General features: G+C 74.9%; 14 protein-coding genes. 8 read left to right on the top strand and 6 right to left on the bottom strand.

What is annotated here, in order from left to right; translation table 11 throughout:
- Nucleotides 1-50 precede the first annotated feature (50 nt).
- On the bottom strand, nucleotides 51-914 hold the full coding sequence (locus tag ACIBH3_RS20920; RefSeq protein ID WP_396313518.1) for an MBL fold metallo-hydrolase: 864 nt from the start codon (nucleotides 912-914) through the stop codon (nucleotides 51-53).
- A gap of 407 nt (nucleotides 915-1,321) precedes the next feature.
- Here ACIBH3_RS20920 and ACIBH3_RS20915 point away from each other — a divergent pair, with 407 nt between their 5' ends.
- A complete protein-coding gene (locus tag ACIBH3_RS20915; protein ID WP_396313517.1) occupies nucleotides 1,322-2,215 on the top strand; it encodes a phosphotransferase enzyme family protein in 894 nt (297 codons plus the stop codon).
- Between the two features lie 122 nt (nucleotides 2,216-2,337).
- Nucleotides 2,338-3,465: a polysaccharide deacetylase family protein gene (locus ACIBH3_RS20910; RefSeq protein WP_396313516.1), complete on the top strand. Its 1,128-nt coding sequence runs from the start codon at nucleotides 2,338-2,340 to the stop codon at nucleotides 3,463-3,465.
- Nucleotides 3,466-3,813: 348 nt separating this feature from the next.
- On the opposite strand, the gene ACIBH3_RS20905 is transcribed toward ACIBH3_RS20910, so the two are convergent.
- From ACIBH3_RS20905 to ACIBH3_RS20895, 3 genes are all read right to left on the bottom strand, one after another.
- Nucleotides 3,814-4,515, bottom strand: coding sequence for an exonuclease domain-containing protein (locus ACIBH3_RS20905; RefSeq protein WP_396313515.1), 702 nt, complete (start codon nucleotides 4,513-4,515; stop codon nucleotides 3,814-3,816).
- A 152-nt stretch (nucleotides 4,516-4,667) separates the two neighbouring features.
- Nucleotides 4,668-5,957 (bottom strand): iron uptake transporter deferrochelatase/peroxidase subunit, encoded by a 1,290-nt coding sequence (efeB, locus tag ACIBH3_RS20900; protein WP_396313514.1) that lies wholly within the window; start codon nucleotides 5,955-5,957, stop codon nucleotides 4,668-4,670.
- 371 nt (nucleotides 5,958-6,328) lie between these two features.
- Nucleotides 6,329-7,603: an SAV2148 family HEPN domain-containing protein gene (locus ACIBH3_RS20895; RefSeq protein ID WP_396313513.1), complete on the bottom strand. Its 1,275-nt coding sequence runs from the start codon at nucleotides 7,601-7,603 to the stop codon at nucleotides 6,329-6,331.
- Nucleotides 7,604-8,083: 480 nt separating this feature from the next.
- On the opposite strand from ACIBH3_RS20895, the gene glgX reads away from it, so the two are divergent.
- From glgX to treZ, 3 genes are all read left to right on the top strand, one after another.
- A complete protein-coding gene (glgX, locus tag ACIBH3_RS20890) occupies nucleotides 8,084-10,201 on the top strand; it encodes a glycogen debranching protein GlgX (RefSeq protein ID WP_396313512.1) in 2,118 nt (705 codons plus the stop codon).
- 190 nt (nucleotides 10,202-10,391) lie between these two features.
- Nucleotides 10,392-13,049: a malto-oligosyltrehalose synthase gene (treY, locus tag ACIBH3_RS20885; protein WP_396313511.1), complete on the top strand. Its 2,658-nt coding sequence runs from the start codon at nucleotides 10,392-10,394 to the stop codon at nucleotides 13,047-13,049.
- Nucleotides 13,046-14,803 (top strand): malto-oligosyltrehalose trehalohydrolase, encoded by a 1,758-nt coding sequence (gene treZ, locus ACIBH3_RS20880; protein ID WP_396313510.1) that lies wholly within the window; start codon nucleotides 13,046-13,048, stop codon nucleotides 14,801-14,803. Before treY ends, treZ begins: the two co-directional genes overlap by 4 nt.
- Nucleotides 14,804-14,825: 22 nt before the next feature.
- Here the strand turns inward: treZ and ACIBH3_RS20875 are convergent, their stop codons facing one another.
- Together ACIBH3_RS20875 and ACIBH3_RS20870 are read right to left on the bottom strand one after the other, a co-directional pair.
- Nucleotides 14,826-15,719, bottom strand: a complete 894-nt coding sequence (locus tag ACIBH3_RS20875; protein WP_396313509.1) for a transketolase family protein — start codon at nucleotides 15,717-15,719, stop codon at nucleotides 14,826-14,828.
- 81 nt (nucleotides 15,720-15,800) lie between these two features.
- The gene (locus ACIBH3_RS20870) at nucleotides 15,801-16,547 is read right to left on the bottom strand and encodes a transketolase (protein WP_396313508.1); all 747 of its coding nucleotides are present in this window, start codon (nucleotides 16,545-16,547) and stop codon (nucleotides 15,801-15,803) included.
- A gap of 55 nt (nucleotides 16,548-16,602) precedes the next feature.
- On the opposite strand from ACIBH3_RS20870, the gene soxR reads away from it, so the two are divergent.
- The 3 genes from soxR to ACIBH3_RS20855 all read left to right on the top strand — a co-directional run bounded on the left by soxR (nucleotide 16,603) and on the right by ACIBH3_RS20855 (nucleotide 18,577).
- Nucleotides 16,603-17,100 carry a redox-sensitive transcriptional activator SoxR gene (gene soxR, locus ACIBH3_RS20865; protein WP_396313507.1) on the top strand — a complete coding sequence of 166 codons (498 nt, stop codon included), beginning with the start codon at nucleotides 16,603-16,605 and terminating at the stop codon, nucleotides 17,098-17,100.
- Between the two features lie 135 nt (nucleotides 17,101-17,235).
- Nucleotides 17,236-18,087: an SAM-dependent methyltransferase gene (locus ACIBH3_RS20860; RefSeq protein ID WP_396313506.1), complete on the top strand. Its 852-nt coding sequence runs from the start codon at nucleotides 17,236-17,238 to the stop codon at nucleotides 18,085-18,087.
- 103 nt (nucleotides 18,088-18,190) lie between these two features.
- Nucleotides 18,191-18,577 carry a VOC family protein gene (locus ACIBH3_RS20855; protein WP_396313505.1) on the top strand — a complete coding sequence of 129 codons (387 nt, stop codon included), beginning with the start codon at nucleotides 18,191-18,193 and terminating at the stop codon, nucleotides 18,575-18,577.
- Nucleotides 18,578-18,626: the final 49 nt, after the last annotated feature.

Here is an 18,626-nt window from a genome sequence, read left to right as displayed (position 1 = left end):
GAGGCCTGACCCGGCGGGCCCGCACACTCCGCGCGGGCCCGGCGGGCCGCTCAGCCGTCGATGTGGAGGATGAAGTCACCACCGTTGTACTCCCCGGGCCGGCCGTCGGCCGTGGCCAGCATCTGGCGCAGCGCCTTCAGCTGATCGACCGTCATCTGAAGCGGCGGCTCGTCCGGCTGGTACGTCCACCCGCGCGGGTAGTCCTCGCCGGGCGTGGTGCTCATCTCGATGTGGCAGCCCAGGACGTGCGACACCGGACGGGCCTCGCAGAACGCCAGCAGCCGCTCGACGGTGGCGGTGAAGGCCGCCACGTCCCGGACGTACAGCCGGCCCGGGTAGAAGGAGTCCCCGGTGAGCAACAGCCCGGTGCGGCGGTCGTAGAAGACGAGCCCGGCGCTCTGGTGCCCCGGCCCGGGAATCAGGTCGAGCACCCGCCCACCGAGGTCGAACTCGCCGAGCCCGCCCGGCCAGTCCTTCAGGCCGAACGCCTCGACGACCTCCGCCACCCCGCGCCCGACCACCACGGTGTCCGCCCGGCCCGCGAACTGCCCGTCGCCCGCGACATGGTCACCGTGCCCGTGGGTGTGCGCCACCACCAGCGCGTAGCCGGGGCGGGGACTGCGCTCCAGCCAGCCGGCGATCAGCTCGTCGACGGTCCGGCGCAGCGGGAAGTACGCCTCCTCCTCGGTCGCGCCGGTGTCCAGCAGCAACGCCCGCTCCTGCCCGAAGAACAGGAACATGAACGGCGCCTCCAAATGCACCGACTTGTTCTGACGAAGAATCACCGTCCTTTCGTCGTAGGAATGCACCTGGATCTCCGGCGCCGGATCGTGCTTGGCCGAAGGCCACCCCGCGTGCCAGACGACATCCAGATTCCCGGCCGGCAACTCATTCGTCTCATTCACAGGCGTCACGCCGCCACCGTAGCCGGGCCACCCCCACAGGACAGCCCGATTCAACGGCCCCCACCCGCGATGATCTGGAGGGGACGGCACCCCGTCCGCCCGGCTCCCTGGACACCGTGGTCACGATCACGAACCTGCGGGCCGCTCCGCCAGGGGGTAGCCGATCTCGGCGAGGTCGTCGGCGAGGTCGGCCAGGGTGGCGTCGTCGTCGAGGGCGGCGACGAGGTCCGGGATCACGGGCCGCACAGGTTCCCCAGGTCGGCGAGGTCGGCGAAGTCGGGGAGGCTGCGGGCGAGGTCGTGGACGGTCATGTGCCAGATCCGAGCGGACGCCACTGACACGCGGACCGCGCGCGCCGCCTCGAACCGTCGTGCGCGATGATGATCACGACATCCCGGCGGAACGGAGCAGCGCCCATGATCCCCTTCGACGAGGACCGCGCCCGGGCGCTGCTCACCCGGGCGTGCACGGCGGCCGGGCTGCCCGCGCCGGTGGACGCGCGGCTGCTGGCGCTCGGGGAGAACGCCGTGTTCGACCTGGGCGATCCGGCGGTGGTGGCCAAGGTCGGCCGGGGCCCCGAGCTCGACGGGCGGGCGCGGCGCGAACTCGCCGTAGCGCGCTGGCTGGCGGAGCAGGGTGTGCCGGTGGTCCGCCCGTACGACACCGCCGCGCCGGGGCCGCAGCTCGCCGACGGGCACCCCGTCACCTTCTGGCACCGCCTCGCCCCCGCCGTCCGGCAGGCGCAGCCCGCCGACCTCGCGCCGCTGCTGCGCGCCCTGCACCTGCTGCCGCCACCGCCGTTCCCGCTCGGCGGCCGCGACCTGCTCGCACCGGTCGAGCGCTGGCTGGCCTCGGCCGAGGGCCGGGTGGACCCGGCGGACGTGGCCTTCCTGCGCGAGCGGCGGGACGCCTTCGCCGCCGAACTGCCCCGGCTGACACCGCACCTGCCGCCGGGGATCATCCACGGCGACGCGCTGCCCCGCAACGTCCACGTCGGCGCCGAGGGCCCCGTCCTGCTCGATCTGGAGTTCGTCGCGAACGACCTGCGTGAGCACGACCTGGTCGTCCTCGCGCTCAGCCACGACCGGTACGGGGTGCCCGCCGCCGACTACCTCGCCTTCACCGCCGGCTACGGCTGGGATGTCCGCGACTGGCCCGGCTTCGCGGTGCTGCGCGGTGCGCGCGAGACCGCCAGCGCGTCCTGGGTCGCCCAGCAGGCCGCCGGCAATCCGGCCGCCCTGGCCGAGTTCGGCCGCCGGGTCGCCTCACTGCGGGACGGTGCGACGGCCGTTCGCTGGTACCCGTTCTGACGGTCGATCGACTGCGGCACGGGCTTCCTCCGGGTACGGAACCACCGCCCCGCGGATCCGCGTCCTCTCCTGCAGTCAGCCCGGCCGAGTGGGCGGCCGGTACGACAACGGGAGCCGCTGCCATGCCGGAGAAGATGCGGGACCACACACGGGAGCACCTGCGCGGGGCCGGGTCCGGGGCCCGGTGCGCCGCCCCGCGGCGCACCACGCTGCGGCGCGGGCTGGCGGTGGGCGGCGCCGCGCTGGTCGCCGCGGCGGTGATCACCGGCTGCGGGACGGCCCAGGGCGCGCTCCAGCCGCAGCGGGGGCCGAGCACCCCGGTGGGCAGCGCAGCGAGCAGCCCGGCAAGCCCCTCGGCGGTCGGCTCGGCCGAACCCCCGGCCGCGACGCAGTCCGAGAGCGCCTCCAGCGCCGGTACGCCCGCGAGCCCGCCCAAGGCGAGCACCGCGCCCAGCGCCACGCCCGGTACGAAGCCCGGCTCACACCCGACCCCGTCCGCCTCCCTCTCCGCCCCCGCCAAGCCGCCGAAGCCGGCCCCCGGCACACCCGAGCCGGGCGGCACGCCCAAGCCCGACCCGACCCAACCCCCCGCCACCCCCGCCCCCACCGCCACGCCGGCGCCCGCGCCGCCGCCGCCCGCGTCCGGGGTCTCGCCCGCCCTCGTGTCCTCCACCGCCCAGGGCGGCCGCACCGTGGCGCTGACCTTCGACGACGGCCCCGGCCCGGCCACCGGACAGATCCTGGACGTCCTCGCGCAGTACGGCGCCAAGGCCACGTTCTGTCAGATAGGCCCGCAGGCCGCCGCCAACCCGGCGGTGGTCAAGCGCATCCTGGCCGCCGGGCACCGGCTCTGCGACCACAGCGTGCACCACCCGCAGCCGTTCGCGGCGCTCTCGCACGACCGGCAGGTCTACGAGATCTCCGCCGCCAAGGACATGATCGTCAAGGCCGGCGGGGCCGGCACCAAGGTCCCCTGGTTCCGTGCCCCGGGCGGCGGGTTCACCGCGGAGAACCAGCGGGTCGCCGCGGAGTACGGCATGCGGCCGCTCAGCTGGTCGGTGGACACCCGGGACTGGACCAGGCCCGGCTCAGCGGCCATCCTGGCCACCGTGCAGCGCGAGCTGAGGCCCGGCGGGGTCATCCTGATGCACGACGGCGGGGGCGATCGCAGCCAGACGGTCGCGGCTCTGCGCCAGCTGCTGCCCTGGCTCACCGCCCAGGGCTACACCTTCGACTTCCCGGCCGCCTGAGCGCTGCGCCCGCGGTACGGACGGAACCCCGGCACGCGGAGCAGGAGGTCGGACGGGCCGACTTCCGGTGCGAGGCGCCGTCAGTTCCGGCACCGAACTGAACCGGAACGTACTCCGGCACGGGCACGGGCACGGGCTCCAGCGTCGGCCCCGTCCGGGACGGCTCCGGTGGCGTCGCGGTCTTCGCCCGGGCCGCCGGGCGGAGTACCGGGTAGGTGGAGCTGCTCGCCGTCCCCGGGCCGCCGGGTCGCTGCTGGGCCGGGACGGGACGGGGAGCGGCCCGGCGCCGCCCACCGGGTCGAGCCGCTGCGGGCCGCGTACGGCCGGGTCGAGCCGAGGCCGGCTCCCTCAGCGCAGCGGCCAGCGCGGGTCGACCACGGCCTGCGGGTCCTTGCCCCGGCGCAGCCAGTCCTGCAGGCCCTCGGCCCACTCCCGGTACCAGCCGACCTGACTGGCGTGAAGTTCGGCCAGCGGCACCTCCCCCACCTGGCGCGGGTACCGCCGGCCGAGCGCCACCGCCACCCGGACGGCCGCCAGCGCGTCGCTGCCCGCCTCGTGGGCGTCCGTCAGCTCGACCCCGTAGACCTCGCAGACCCGCTGGAGCGTCCGGGAGCCCTTGCGGTACCTGTCCACCGCGCGGTCGATCGCCAGCGCGTCCAGCACCGGGGCGACCGGGCCGCCGAGCCGCTCGGCCAGCGCGGGCAGGCCGTGCCGGCGCAGCTCGGCGTCGAGCAGGGAGAGGTCGAAGGGGGCGTTGAAGGCGACGACCGGGCGGCCCGCCGTGAGGCGCTCGCAGAGCGCGGCGGCTATCTCCTCCACCGCCTCCTTGGCGGGGCGGCCCTTGGCGCGGACGAGGTCGTCGCCGATGCCGTGGATGGCCTCGGCATCGGCCGGGATCGGGACACCGGGGTCGAGCAGCCAGCTGGTGGTGCCCTGCTGGCGGCTCCCGACGGTGTCCACGAGCGCAGCCGTGACGATGCGGGATACGGCCGGGTCGGTGCCCGTGGTCTCCAGATCGAAGCCGACCAGTGGCTCCTGCCACCAGCTCATAGGGGTGTGTCCTTCCGTCCGACGCTCTGACGTCCCCCATCATCACCTGCGCCTGTGACAAGCCGGCCGCGGGGCGGCCGCAGGGGCAGGGGCGGGGACGGGGGCGGGGACGGGGGCGGGGACGGGGGCAGGACGGCCGCCGGACGCCGGTGTCAGGGGCTGAGCAGGGCCCTGGCCAGCCAGTCGGTGCTGTCGCGCACGCCCGGCAGGACGTAGAAGTAGCCGCCGCCGGTGGGCCGCAGGAAGCGGGCGAGGGGCTCGTCGGCCAGCCGGGTCTGGACGGCCTCGAACTGGCGCCGGACGTCCTGCTGGTAGCAGCAGAAGGCCAGGCCCAGGTCGAGTTCGCCGGCCTCGTCCAGGCCGCGGTCGTAGTTGTAGCCCCGGCGCAGGATGCGGCTGTCGGCGCTGTCGGCGGTGCGCGGGTTGGCGAGGCGGATGTGCGAGTCGAGGGCGATGACGGCCCCGTCCGGGTCCTTGGCGTACTCGGGGGCGTCGCTCTCGGCCCTCGCGCCGAGCGGCGCGCCGCTGTCGCGGTGCCGGCCGATGATCCGCTCCTGTTCGCCGAGCGGGACGTCGGCCCAGGGCTCGACCAGGGTGCGGATGATCCGGATGACCTGGTAGCTGCCGCCGACCGCCCAGGCGGGTTCGCCGCTGCCCGCGCCGACCCAGACCAGCTGGTCCATCTGCCGGCCGGAGGCGGGGTCGGGGTTGGCGATGCCGTCCTTGAAGCCGAGCAGGTTGCGCGGGGCGCCGCTGGGGCGGGGACGGCTCTGGAAGCCGTCGATCTGCCAGCGGGCGCGCAGCAGGGTGCCGGTGTGGCGGGTGAGGTCGCGCAGGGTGTGCAGGACGGTGTCGCGGCTGCGGGCGCAGATCTGCAGCGAGAGGTCCCCGTGCGTCGCGGCGGGTCGCAGGTCGTCGTTGGGGAAGGCCCGCATCGCGGTGAGCCGCAGCGGCTGCGCGCCGGCCAGGCCGTAGCGCTCGTCGAAGAGGGAGGCGCCGACGCCGACCGTGACGGTGAGGTCGTCGGCCGGCAGGGCGGGGCCGAGCAGGCCGTCGTCGGAGGGCGCGGCCGAGGATCCGAGGTCGGGCGGGGTGCCGCCGCCGGTCAGGAAACGGATCCGCTCGGTGAGGGTACGGAAGAGCTGCTCCAGGGCCGGGCCGTCGGCGGCGGTCACGTCGAAGGCGGCGAAGGTGGCGTGGGCGGGCGGCGGGGCGGTGCTGATGCCGGCCTGGTGCTCGCCGTGGAAGGGGATGAGCGCGGCTGCGGGCTCGGGCCCGGCGCCGTCCGCGGCGAGGGCGGGGGCCTGGGCGGCGCCGCCCAGGCCGAGGACCGCGCCGGCCGCGCCGGCGCCGAGCGCGGCCTTGACGAAGCCGCGCCGCGAGGATCCGCCCGGCGCGCCGGGGAGGGGGCAGGAGCCGGTGGCTGGGTACTGGCTGGTCATCAGTCGGCCTTCCGGGTCTGGGTACGGGGAGGACGGTGAGCGTCGCGCGCCCCTCGGCCGGTGGTAGGGCCGGCCCTGGCGCGGCCCGGCCCGAGCACCGGGGGAAGGGGCGGCGGGCGGGGCACGGGCCCGCCCGATCACCACGCCGACGCTAGCAAGGGGTCCGCGCTCGCGCTCCCCGCGCGGGGCGCCCGGCTGACGGCCCATCGGGGGGCCGGAAGGCGCTGAGGAGGGGCGGCCGAGTGCCCGACGCGCCTCGGGCGGGAGCCGTCCGACCCACCCCGCCCGGCGGACGCCCGGCGCCGCCGGCACCCGCCACCCGGCTGACGACCCCGGACGCCCCGCCACGTGCGGCGCGGCCCGGCGCGCCGTCAGGACACCGCGCGGGAGTCCCCCCAGACGCCCTCGAACTCCTCCCGATAGACCTCCAGCAGCCCCGGCTCCGTCCCGCCCGGCTGCTGCCCGGCGCCCCCGCGCAGCACCAGCGCGGGCGACTCCATCCCGCGGGCCTTGCGCAGATAGGGCTGGATGACACCGAGGTCGCCCGAGTGGCGGCGCCCGCCCGCCTGGCCGGTCGGGCGCGGGCCCTCGACCAGGTAGGCGGTGAAGCGCGGGGTCTCGTCGAAGACCCGGATCTCGAAGCCGCCCTGGTCCCGCAGCCGGGCCCGGACCCGGCGGACGTGCATGATGTTCATCTCGATCGAACGGGCTAGCTCGCCGCGCCCGATGCCCAGCTCGCGTTCGCGCCGGCGCACGGCGCTGCCGGCCGGGTTGAGGAAGAGCAGCCGGACCCGGCAGCCGTCGGTGGCCAGCCGGACCAACCGCTTGCCGGTGTAGTTCTGGCAGAGCATGCCGAGGCCGATGCCGAGCGCGTCCAGTCGCCGGGCACCGTCCAGCAGGTCCTCCACCGGCAGGTCGCGCTGGAGGCGGACCCGGTCGGCGTGCACCGCGACCACGTCCGCGTAGCGTCCGGCGACCAGCGACTCGACGACGTCGGAGGGCGCGCCGCCGCTGCCGCCGTCGAGCAGGGCGAGCAGCCGGGCGGCGGCCCGTTCGGTCTGGGCGAGGACGGTCTGCGAGAGGCTGCGGTTGCGGGAGACGACGTGCCGGGCGACCTCCAGCTCGTCCAGGGCCAGCTCGATCTCCCGGCGGTCGGCCAGGAACGGCTCGAAGCACGGCCAGTGCTGGACCATGAGTTCGCGCAGCTGGGGCAGGGTGAGGAAGACCAGCGGGTCGTCGTCGGCGGGGTCGAGCAGGTAGCCCTTGCGCCGGCTGACCTCGCGGACGGCTCCGGCGCGGTGTGCCCACTCCTCGCCGGCCGGTCCTGCGGCGGCCGTCACCCAGTCCTCGCCGTGGGCGGGGGCGTAGATGGGGTGCAGCACCTCGTCGACGAGGGCGCGCAGCCGCTGCTCGACCAGGTTGAGCCAGACGTAGGCACGCCCGGCCAGCCGGACCCGCTGGTAGGAGGCGTCCCACTCGGCGGGCGACCAGGCCAGCGCCGGAACCTCCACGGGGCCGCCCTGCGCGGGGAGGGCGGAGCGTCCGGCCAGGGAGGGGCGCATCACGACCGTCGGCGCCTCGCTGCGCCCGGGGCCGCGGTCGGCGCCGCCGGGTCCGCCGCCCCGGCCGCCGGCGGGGAACACCATGCGTACCTCACCTCTCGGCCGCCCGCTCCGGCTGGAGTGACGGGTTGTTCACTGGTGGGCCGTGGCCTGACAGAGGTTCTGCCACCCGCACGCACCCTCGCGCCGGGGGGAGTGAGTCTCCACCCGGGCCGTGGGACCGGATCCCGGTGGGTGCCGGTCTCCGCCGCCCGCCGGAGGCCCGCCCGACGATCAAGGGTACTGCCCGCCGTGCGGCGCCCGCAGCCGGATGGCGGACCGCGACCCGGACGGGTGTGCCCTCGCACCCGCCTCACCTGCCACATGGGACACCCGTTCGGGCGAACAACACGCGAATGGCCCCACTGTCGGGCGGAGCGTCGGGGAGTATGCGAGATGTGCCGTGCGTCACGGTATGCGACAACCGCACATGCCCGGCCGCCCGGCCGGGAAGACAGCGACCAGCGGCGGGCGAGGGCCGGAAACAGCGTCAGTTCCCGTTAATCATACGGAAGTTGAGGACTCATGCAGGTCTGGCCAGGGCAGCCCTACCCGCTCGGCGCCACCTACGACGGGGCGGGCACCAACTTCGCGGTGTTCTCCGAGAGCGCCGACCGGATCGAGCTCTGCCTGCTCGGCGAGGACGGCTCGGAGACGGCCGTCGAACTGCGCGAGACGGACGCCTTCGTCCGGCACGCCTACCTTCCCGGAATCCAGCCGGGCCAGCGCTACGGGTTCCGGGTCCACGGCCCGTACAACCCGGGGCTCGGCCAGCGCCACAACAGCTCCAAGCTGCTGCTGGACCCGTACGCCAAGGCGATGAGCGGGCACATCGACTGGGACGAGTCGGTCTACGGCTACCACTTCGGCGCGCCCGAGCGCCGCAACGACCTGGACTCGGCCCCGCACACCATGCACTCGGTGGTGATCAACCCGTACTTCGACTGGGGCACCGACCGGCCCCCGCGCACCGACTACCACCGCACGGTGCTCTACGAGGCCCATGTGAAGGGCCTGACCAAGCTCCACCCGGGCATCCCCGAGGAGATCCGGGGCACCTACGCGGGCCTGGCCCACCCCGCGGTGATCGAGCACCTGGCGAAGCTGGGCGTCACCGCGATCGAGCTGATGCCGGTGCACCAGTTCGTCCGCGACCACCGGCTGCGGGACCTGGGCCTGGCCAACTACTGGGGCTACAACACCGTCGGCTTCTTCGCCCCGCACTCCTCCTACTCCTCCGGCGGGGACCGCGGGCAGCAGGTGCAGGAGTTCAAGTCGATGGTGAAGGCACTGCACGCGGCCGGCATCGAGGTGATCCTGGACGTCGTCTACAACCACACCGCGGAGGGCAACCACCTCGGCCCGACGCTGTCGCTGCGCGGCCTGGACAACGTCTCGTACTACCGCCTGGCGCAGGACCAGCGCTTCTACGAGGACACCACCGGCACCGGCAACAGCCTGCTGATGCGCAGCCCGCACGTGCTTCAGATGATCATGGACTCGCTGCGCTACTGGGTCACCGAGATGCACGTGGACGGGTTCCGCTTCGACCTCGCGGCCACCCTGGCACGGCAGTTCCACGAGGTCGACCGGCTCTCCTCGTTCTTCGACCTGGTCCAGCAGGACCCGGTGGTCTCCCAGGCCAAGCTGATCGCCGAGCCGTGGGACCTCGGCGAGGGCGGCTACCAGGTCGGCAACTTCCCGCCGCTGTGGACGGAGTGGAACGGCATGTACCGGGACACCGTGCGCGACCTGTGGCGCGGGGAGAACGCCGCGCTCGCGGAGTTCGGCTCCCGGCTGACCGGCTCCTCCGACCTCTACCAGGACGACGGCCGCCGCCCGATCGCCTCCATCAACTTCGTCACCTGCCACGACGGCTTCACCCTGCGCGACCTGGTCTCGTACAACGAGAAGCACAACGAGGCCAACGGCGAGGACAACCGGGACGGCGAGTCCTTCAACCGCTCCTGGAACTGCGGCGCCGAGGGCCCCAGCACCGACCCGGCGGTGGAGGAGCTGCGGGCGCGCCAGCAGCGCAACCTGATCGCCACCCTGATGCTCTCCCAGGGCGTGCCGATGCTCTCGCACGGGGACGAGCTCGGCCGGACCCAGCGCGGCAACAACAACGCCTACTGCCAGGACAACGCGCTCTCCTGGGTGCACTGGCCGGAGGGCGACGGCCCGGCCGCCCGGCTGCTGGAGTTCACCCAGGGCATGATCTGGCTGCGCCGCGACCACCCGGTCTTCCGCCGCCGCCGGTTCTTCCACGGCCGCCCGGTCTCCGGCACCCACGACGACCTCACCGACATCGCCTGGTTCACCCCGGGCGGGGACGAGATGACCAAGCGGGACTGGGGCGCCAGCTACGCCAGATCGCTGACGGTCTTCCTGAACGGCGACGCGATCTCCGAACCGGACCGCCGCGGCGGGAAGATCACCGACGACTCGTTCCTCCTGATGTTCAACGCGCACTTCGAGCCGCTGGAGTTCACCGTCCCCGCCGGCCACGGCAAGGAGTGGCAGGTGGTGGTCGACACCGCCCAGCCCGTGCTGCCCGCCCCGGGGTCGGGCGCGCGGGTGAAGGCCGGGGACACCCTCTGGCTGCCCGACCGCTCGTTGATGGTGCTCAAGCGGCCGGCCTGAGGGCCGCCGCGCTTACGCCGCGTCCCCGCGGCGCGGGCCGGGCACGCACCGCCCCGGGCAGCCACCGCCCGGGTGCTCACCGCCCCGGGCGCGGCGGGTCCCGGCCGGCGCCACGCCCGAGCGGCACCGGGTTCACCCGTTCGCTCGACAGCGGCCATAGCCGCGCGCTCCGGCGGGTAGGCATCACCCCATGACCTACGCCGCCGAGCCCGCGCAGCCACGCCCGGCCGGTGACACCCCGGCCCGCACCGCCGCGCACGGCCCCGCCACCGCGCAGACCTCCACCGGACCGCAGACCCCCGCCGCCACCCCCGCCGGGCAGGCCCCCAGCGCCAGCTACCGCCTCCAGCTCCAGCCCGGCTTCACCCTCCACGACGCCACCGCCGGCGTGCCGTACCTGGCCGCGCTCGGCGTCTCACACCTACACCTCTCCCCGCTGCTGGAGGCGGTGGCCGGCTCGACCCACGGGTACGACACCGTCGACCACGGCCGGATCAGCGAGCAGCTCGGCGGCGAGCAGGCGCTGCGCGCACTCGCCGCCGAGGCACACCGGCACGGCCTGCGGCTGATCGCCGACGTGGTGCCCAACCACATGGCCGTGCCCGTCCCCGAGCGGCTCAACCAGCCGCTATGGCACGTCCTGCGGGACGGCCCCGACTCCCCGTACGCCCGCTGGTTCGACATCGACTGGAGCGCCCAGCCCGGCCCGGTGGACGCACCCGAGCGCGGCCGGCTGCTGCTGCCGCTGCTCGGCGACCGGCTGGGCGCGGTGCTCGGCGAACTGACCGTCGACGGCGACGTGCTGCGCCACCACGAGCACACCTTCCCGCTGCGGCCCGGCACGGAGCGGCTGCCGCTGGCCGAACTGCTGGAACGCCAGTGGTACCGCCTCGCCTGGTGGCAGCTGGCCCGCACCGAGCTCAACTACCGCCGCTTCTTCACCGTGAACGACCTGATCGCGGTCCGGGTCGAGGTCCCCGAGGTGTTCGAGGCCACCCACGCGACACTGCTGCGGCTGCACGCCGACGGTGTCCTGGACGGCTTCCGGATCGACCACCCCGACGGCCTGGCCGACCCGCGCGGCTACCTGGAGCGGCTGGCCGAGGCCACCGGCGGCGCGTACACCGTGGTCGAGAAGATCCTCACCGGCGAGGAGCTGCTGCCCGCCGACTGGCCGTGCGCCGGCACCACCGGCTACGACGCCCTGCGGCGCATCGACGGCGTCCTCACCGACCACTCCGGCGCCGCCCGGCTGGCCGGCGCCTACGAGCACTTCACCGCCGGCGCGGACGGGCACCCGCGGGCAGACCGGCCGCTGTGCACCGACCCGCACCCCGCGCTGGCCGCCGCCCACCGGGGGCGGGCCCAACTGACCTCCCCGCACGGGGAACTGGCCGCCGAGGTGGAGCGGCTGGTGCGGCTCGCCGGGCGGATCTGCGCCGAGGACCCGGCTCTCGCCGACCACTCCCCCTGGCAGCTGCGCGAGTCCCTGCACCGGCTGCTCACCCGCTACCCCGTCTACCGCCCCTACGTACGCCCCGGCGAGAACGCACCCGAGGCCGCGGTCGAGCAGGTGCGGGCCGCGCTGGGCGAGGAGGACGGGCAGCCGTCCGGGACGGACCGGCTGGTGGCCGCGCTGACGCTGGGCCGGCTCGGCAGCGGCCCCGCCAAGGACGAGTTCTGCGTCCGCTTCGCGCAGACCGCCTCCGCCGTCGCCGCCAAGGGCGTCGAGGACACCGCCTTCTACCGCTGGAACGCCCTGCTCAGCCTGAACGAGGTGGGTGGCGAGCCGGCCAGGCCGGGCCTGAGCCGGGACGCCTTCCACAGCTGGTGCGAGTACATCGAGCAGCACTGGCCGCACACCATGACGGTGCTCTCCACCCACGACACCAAGCGCAGCGCGGACGCCCGCGCCCGGCTCGCCGTGCTCGCCGAGCAGCCGCAGCTGTGGGCCGACGAGGCCGAGGCCTGGACCCGCGCCGCCGGCCCCGGCCCCGACCGCAACGGTGCCTGGCTGCTCTGGCAGACCCTGGTCGCCGCCTGGCCGCTGAGCCCCGAGCGCCTGGTGACGGCGCTGCTCAAGGCCGCCCGGGAGGCCAAGCTCCAGACCTCCTGGACGGCCCCGGACACCCGCTTCGAGCGGGCCCTGACCGACTACGCCCGCGCGGTGTACGGCCACCCGGGGCTGCTGCCGCGGATCGAGGGCTTCGTCGAGGCCATCGCGCCCTACGCCCGCGTCAACAGCCTGTCCGCCGCGCTGCTGCACCTGACCGTGCCGGGGGTGCCGGACGTGTACCAGGGCAGCGAGGAGCCGCTGTACACACTGGTCGACCCGGACAACCGCGGGCCGGTGGACCTGGGCGCGCTCGCCGTGCGGCTGACCGACGCGGCGACCGCCCGGCTGAGCGCCGTCGGCGCCGATCTGGCCCGGGAGAAGCTCCACCTCACCGCGACCGCGCTGCACCTGCGCCGCGAGCGCCCGCTCGGCCGCTACCGCCGCCTGGCCACCCGGGACATGGCCTCGGACCACCTGCTGGCCTTCGCCCGCGGCGAGGACGTGGTCACCGCCGTCACCCGGCTCCCGTTCGGGCTGGAGCGGGCCGGCGGCTGGCAGGACACCGTACTGGAGCTGCCCGGCGGTGGCGGCGACGAGTGGACGGACCTGCTGAGCCTGCGCCGCCATCCGCCGGGCCCGGTACCGGCCGCCGAGCTGTTCGCCCGCTACCCGGTCGCGCTGCTCACCCGCGGGGCGCCACGGCCGCCGGGCGCGCCCGCGGAACGTGGGGGCGGGCACCCCGGGGCCGGGCAGCGCGGGGCCGGGGACACTTCGCGCGGGGGGCGGGCGTGAGCAGGTACGAGGTGTGGGCTCCGCAGGCCTCCCGGGTGGAGGTCGAGATCGAGGGCAGCCGCTTCCACCTGGAGCCGGTGCCCGGACGGGCGGGCTGGTGGCACGGCACCGCGCCCGCCGGCGACTACGCCTTCCGCCTGGACGGCGCCGGCCCGGCGCTGCCCGACCCCCGCTCCGCCCGCCAGCCGTTCGGACCGGACGGGCCGAGCCGGCCGGTGGACCACGACGCCTTCCGCTGGTCCGAGAGCCGGTGGCGCGGGCGTCCGCTGCCCGGCGCGGTGCTGTACGAGCTGCACGTGGGCACCTTCACCCCGGCGGGGACCTTCGACGCGGCCGCCGCCAGGCTCGACCACCTGGTCGATCTCGGCGTGGACTTCGTCGAGCTGATGCCCGTGAGCCCGTTCCCGGGGCGGCACGGCTGGGGCTACGACGGGGTCTCGCTCTGGGCCGTGCACGAGCCGTACGGCGGCCCCGACGGATTGAAGCGATTTGTCGACACCGCTCACCGCAAGGGCCTGGGCGTCGTCCTGGACGTTGTGCACAACCACCTCGGCCCGTCCGGCAACCACCTGCCCGCCTTCGGCCCGTACTTCACCGACCGCCACCACACCCCTTGGGGTTCGGCCGTCAACCTGGACGCCCCCGGCTCCGACGAGGTGCGGGAGTACCTGATCGGCAGCGCGCTGGCCTGGCTGCGCGACTACCGGATCGACGGCCTGCGACTGGACGCCGTGCACGCCCTGGTGGACACCCGGGCGGTGCACTTCCTGGAGCAGCTCGCCACCGAGGTCGACCGGCTGGCGGCCGCCACCAGCCGCCCGCTGTTCCTGATCGCGGAGTCCGACCTCAACGACCCGCGCACCACCACCCCCCGCCAGTGCGGCGGCCAGGGCATCACCGCCCAGTGGAGCGACGACCTCCACCACGCCCTGCACGCCGCCCTGACCGGCGAATCCCGCGGCTACTACGGCGACTTCGCCCGCGAGCCGCTGGCCGCGCTCGCCAAGGTGCTCACCGGCGGCTGGTTCCACGACGGCAGCTGGTCCTCCTCCCGGGGCCGCAGCCACGGCCGGCCGTTCCCCACCGGGTACGGGCACCGGCTGCTGGGCTACCTGCAGACCCACGACCAGGTCGGCAACCGGGCCCTGGGCGACCGGCTCTCCGCCGCCCTCGGCCCCGGGCCGCTCGCCGCCGGTGCGGCGCTGGTGCTCACCTCGCCGTTCACACCGATGCTGTTCATGGGCGAGGAGTGGGGCGCCGGCACGCCCTGGCAGTACTTCACCGACCACACCGACCCGGGCCTCGCGGAGGCCGTCCGCCAGGGCCGGCGGCGGGAGTTCGCCGAACACGGCTGGCAGGCCGAGAACATCCCCGACCCACAGGCGCCGGCCACCGTGCTGGCCTCGACGCTGGACTGGAGCGAGCCGGCGCGGCAGCCGCACGCCGCCCTGCTCGACTGGTACCGGACGCTGATCCGGCTGCGGCGCGCCCACCCGGAGCTCGGCGACGGGGATCTCGGGGCCGTCCGGGTCCGCCACGACGAGCGGGAGCGCTGGCTGGTGGTGCACCGGGGCCCGTACCGGGTCGCGGTCAACCTCGACCCGACCGAGGCCCGCGCCGTGCCGCTCGGCGGCCGGTACGACGGGGTGCTCGCGGCGTTCGGCGGGTACGAGCCGAGCGCCGAGGAGCCCGGCGCGCCGGGCGACGCTCTGGTACTGGCGCCGCAGGCCTGCGCCGTGGTGCGCACGGCCTGACGGACGGGGTGCCCGCAAGCCGCTAGCGCAGGAAGCCGGCGATCCGCTCGCGCAGTGAGCGGGCGTCCAGGCCGTACGCGGCGAGGTGCTCGTCGATGGAGCCGTAGTGGCGGTGCTCGGCCTTGGGCACGCCCAGGGCCAGGACCCGGTGCGGCAGGGCGTCCAGGGCCAGGTGCGCCTCACGCTGCGAGGTGCCCGCCAGGTACGGCTCGACGATGACCGCCTGCGCCGGCCCGCCGACGGCCGCGCGCAGACCCTCCGCGTCGAAGGGCCGCACGGTCGCGGCGTACAGGACGGTGACGTCCAGGCCCTCGGTGGCCTCCAGGACGGCGTCCAGCATCGGGCCGACGGCCAGCACCACGCCGCCCCGGCCGGTGCGGATCGTGCTGAACCGGCCCGGTGTCACCGGCCGGGCCGCCGCGTTGCGGTGCTCGGAGAGGCGGACGTAGACGTTGCGGTCGCCGTCCGCGACGGCGTGGCGCAGCAGGGTCTCGGCCTCGTCGGGGTGGCCGGGCACGTGGACCGTCCAGTCGGGGAGGGTGTCCAGCAGCGCGACGTCGCCCGGGGACATGTGGGTGCGGCCCCCGGCGGGCCAGTCGTAGGAGCCGGCGGCGCTGACCAGGACCGCGCCGACGCCCTGGTGGACGAGGTCCAGCTTGACCTGCTCGAAGGGGCGCTCGACCAGGAAGCTGGCGAACGTGTGGGCGATCGGGCGCAGGCCCGCCAGTGCCAGGCCGCCGGCCGCGCCGATCAGCAGTTGCTCGCGGATGCCGACGTTGATCACCCGCTCGGGGTGGCGCTCGGCGGCCGTGCTGAAGCCGGCGGCGCTGATGTCGGCGAGCACGACGGCCAGCCGCGGGTCCTCGTCGAGCAGGCGGGTGGTGACGTCCAGGAAGCGTTCGCGCATGGTGTCCATCGGTGAAGTCCCTTGCGGTGGCGGTGGTTCGGGGCGAAGGAGGGAGGAGGGGAGGAGAGCAGGGGGTCAGAGGTCAGGGGCTCACAGGTTCTTGGGCTCGACGCGGGCGACCACGGCGTGCGGCCGGCCCGGGTGCGGGGTGGTGAAGGCCTCGTAGAGGGCCTGGTGGTCGCGGCCGTCGACGGTCGCCGTCGACCAGCCCTCGGCCTCGAAGCGGGCCGCGATGCCACCGCGCCAGCCGTGCGTGGCCGAGGAGTTGTCGATGACGACGGTGTGCAGCCGATCCAGCGCGGCCGCCCCGGCGAAGGCCACCGCCTCGTGGTTGGAGCCCTCGTCGAACTCGGCGTCCCCGACCAGCACCCACACCGCGGGGTCGGTCAGGCTCTGGGCCCGGAGCCCGAGCGCGGTGCCCACCGCCAGCGGCAGGCCGTGCCCGAGCGAACCGGAGGAGATCTCCGCCCCGGGGACGAGCAGCCGGTCCGGGTGGTGGCCGAGCGGCGAGTCGTACCCGCCGAAGCTCGGCAGCACGTCGGGCGACAGGAATCCCTTGGCGGCGAGCACCGCGTAGTAGGCCATCGGGCCGTGGCCCTTGGAGAGCAGGAAGCGGTCGCGGTCGCGGCTGCCGGCGGTGTCGGGGCCCACGCGCAGCACCCGGTCGTAGAGGACCCAGAGGACGTCGAGGGTGGAGGTGGCGGCGGGCCCGTGCTTCTCGGCGCCCGTCATCAGGGCCAGCAGGCGGGACAGGTCCTGGAACTCGTGCGGCGGCGGCGCGATGGCCGCTGCGGCGCGGCCTGCGGTGATCTCTGCGGTGGTCTCTGCGGTGGTCATGGGAAGAGCTTGCAACTTCAAGTCAGCTTGAGGTCAAGCGCTATCCTCTACTGCCATGGGACCGAACCGACATGACCTGCTGACCATCGGTCAGCTCTCCCGGCGCAGCGGGCTCGCCACCTCCGCACTGCGCTACTACGAGAGCCTCGGGCTGATCCACTCCGAGCGCACCACCGGCGGCCAGCGGCGCTTCGCCCGGGCCGCGCTGCGCAGGGTCGCCTTCGTGCGGGCCGCCCAGCGGGTCGGACTCTCGCTGGAGGAGGCCCGCACCGCCCTGGACCGCCTGCCCGAGAACCGCGCACCCAGCCCGGCCGAGTGGAACGGCGTCGCGCAGTCCTGGCAGTCCAGGATCGACGAGCAGATCGCCGAGCTGGAGCAGCTCAAGGTCAAGCTGACCGGCTGCATCGGCTGCGGCTGCCTGTCGCTGTCGAAATGCGCGCTCTACAACGCCGACGACCGCGCGGGCACGGCCGGCCCGGGCGCCCGGTACCTGCTCACCCGCGATCCCGCGTCGGGGCCGGAGCCCGGGGCGGCGGCCGACCCGGTGGGGTAGCCGGTGCGGATGGGGTACCGGTGGTGCGGGGGGCCGGTGGAGCCGCCGTGCGAGTTACCGAAAGCGGTCGTTCCCGGCCCCGACTCGCACCTATGCTGCCGGAAACGGGGTGGATCAGCCTACGGGGAGGCACGGATGACCGATCATCAGGACATCACACAGGACTGGTTGTCCGGCGAGGGCGACGAGCGGCGCACGCCCACCGACCTGCATCCCGAGATCCCCCACCCGGCCCGGATGTACGACTACTACCTCGGCGGGAAGGACAACTTCCCGGCCGACCGCGAGGCCGCCGAGAAGGTCCTCGCGCTCGGCCCGCTGGTGCGCATCAGCGCGCTGGCCAACCGGGCGTTCCTCGGCCGCGCCGTGCGCCACCTCGCGGAGCAGGGCATCAAGCAGTTCCTCGACATCGGTACCGGCATCCCCACCGCGGGCAACACCCACGAGGCCGCCCGGGCGATAGAGCCGGACACCCGGGTGGTCTACCTCGACAACGACCCGATCGTGCTGGTGCACAGCCGCGCCCTGCTGGCCGGGGCGAGCCACGGCAGCGCCGTCGTCGCCCGGGCGGACCTGCGCGACCCGCAGGGCATCCTCGACACCCCCGAGGTCCGCAAGCTGCTCGACTCCGGGCAGCCGGTAGGCCTGCTGCTGCTGGCCGTCCTGCACTTCATCGACGAGCAGGACGACCCGTACGCGATCGTCCGGCGGCTGGTGGACGCGCTGCCGCCGGGCAGCATGCTCGCCCTCTCGCACGCCACCGGCGACTTCGCCACCCCCGCCGAGGCGGCCAAGGGATCGGCGCTCTACCGCAACGCCTCCGCCCAGCTGACCATGCGCAGCCACGAGCAGGTGCTGCGGTTCTTCGACGGGCTGGAGCTGGCCGAGCCGGGGCTGGTCACCGCTCCGTTGTGGCGCCCCGACCAGCCCGCGCAGCCCACCGACGAGCGGGTCGCGATCTGGGCGGGCGTCGGGCGCAAGCCGTAGCGGTGGAGCGGTGGGCCCGGCCGTCCGCGCCGGGGGGCGGGGCCAGGTCGCCCGCGCCCGGCGGGGACGCGGTCGGCGTGGGCCGGTGTGGCACGATCGCCGCATGGCCCACATCGGACTGACCACCCTGCTCGTGCGCGACTACGACGAGGCGATCGCCTTCTACGTCGACGCGGTCGGCTTCGAGCTGCGTGAGGACTCCCCGCGCGGGGACGGCGGCCGCTGGGTGGTGGTCGCCCCGCGCGGGGCACGCGAGAGCGCACTGCTGCTGGCCCGGCCCTCCAAGCCCGAGCAGCTGGCCCGGATCGGCGACCAGACCGGCGGGCGGGTCGGGCTGTTCCTGAACACCGAGGACTTCGAGGGCGACCACCGGCGGATGAGCGCGGCCGGTGTGACCTTCCTGGAGGAGCCCCGGCACGAGGAGTACGGCTCGGTCGCCGTCTTCGAGGACCTCTACGGCAACCGCTGGGACCTGATCCAGCCGCGCTGAGCCGCCCCGGGGGGCCCTGGAGCGCCGGGAGCCCCCGGGCGGGCTGCGG

It is taken from the genome of Kitasatospora sp. NPDC050543 (genome assembly GCF_044457565.1).
In the GTDB taxonomy this organism is placed as follows: Bacteria; Actinomycetota; Actinomycetes; order Streptomycetales; family Streptomycetaceae; genus Kitasatospora.
This window is presented reverse-complemented; position numbering and strand designations above follow the sequence as displayed.

Excerpts from the sequence above, each read along its gene's own strand:
- glgX (WP_396313512.1), top strand. The coding sequence starts at position 8,084 with ATGCAGGTCTGGCCAGGGCAGCCCTACCCGCTCGGCGCCACCTACGAC.
- ACIBH3_RS20860 (WP_396313506.1), top strand. The coding sequence starts at position 17,236 with ATGACCGATCATCAGGACATCACACAGGACTGGTTGTCCGGCGAGGGC.
- ACIBH3_RS20905 (WP_396313515.1), bottom strand. The coding sequence starts at position 4,515 with ATGAGCTGGTGGCAGGAGCCACTGGTCGGCTTCGATCTGGAGACCACG.
- ACIBH3_RS20870 (WP_396313508.1), bottom strand. The coding sequence starts at position 16,547 with ATGACCACCGCAGAGACCACCGCAGAGATCACCGCAGGCCGCGCCGCA.
- ACIBH3_RS20875 (WP_396313509.1), bottom strand. The coding sequence starts at position 15,719 with ATGGACACCATGCGCGAACGCTTCCTGGACGTCACCACCCGCCTGCTC.
- treY (WP_396313511.1), top strand. The coding sequence starts at position 10,392 with ATGACCTACGCCGCCGAGCCCGCGCAGCCACGCCCGGCCGGTGACACC.
- ACIBH3_RS20910 (WP_396313516.1), top strand. The coding sequence starts at position 2,338 with ATGCCGGAGAAGATGCGGGACCACACACGGGAGCACCTGCGCGGGGCC.
- soxR (WP_396313507.1), top strand. The coding sequence starts at position 16,603 with ATGGGACCGAACCGACATGACCTGCTGACCATCGGTCAGCTCTCCCGG.
- ACIBH3_RS20915 (WP_396313517.1), top strand. The coding sequence starts at position 1,322 with ATGATCCCCTTCGACGAGGACCGCGCCCGGGCGCTGCTCACCCGGGCG.
- ACIBH3_RS20855 (WP_396313505.1), top strand. The coding sequence starts at position 18,191 with ATGGCCCACATCGGACTGACCACCCTGCTCGTGCGCGACTACGACGAG.
- efeB (WP_396313514.1), bottom strand. The coding sequence starts at position 5,957 with ATGACCAGCCAGTACCCAGCCACCGGCTCCTGCCCCCTCCCCGGCGCG.
- ACIBH3_RS20895 (WP_396313513.1), bottom strand. The coding sequence starts at position 7,603 with ATGGTGTTCCCCGCCGGCGGCCGGGGCGGCGGACCCGGCGGCGCCGAC.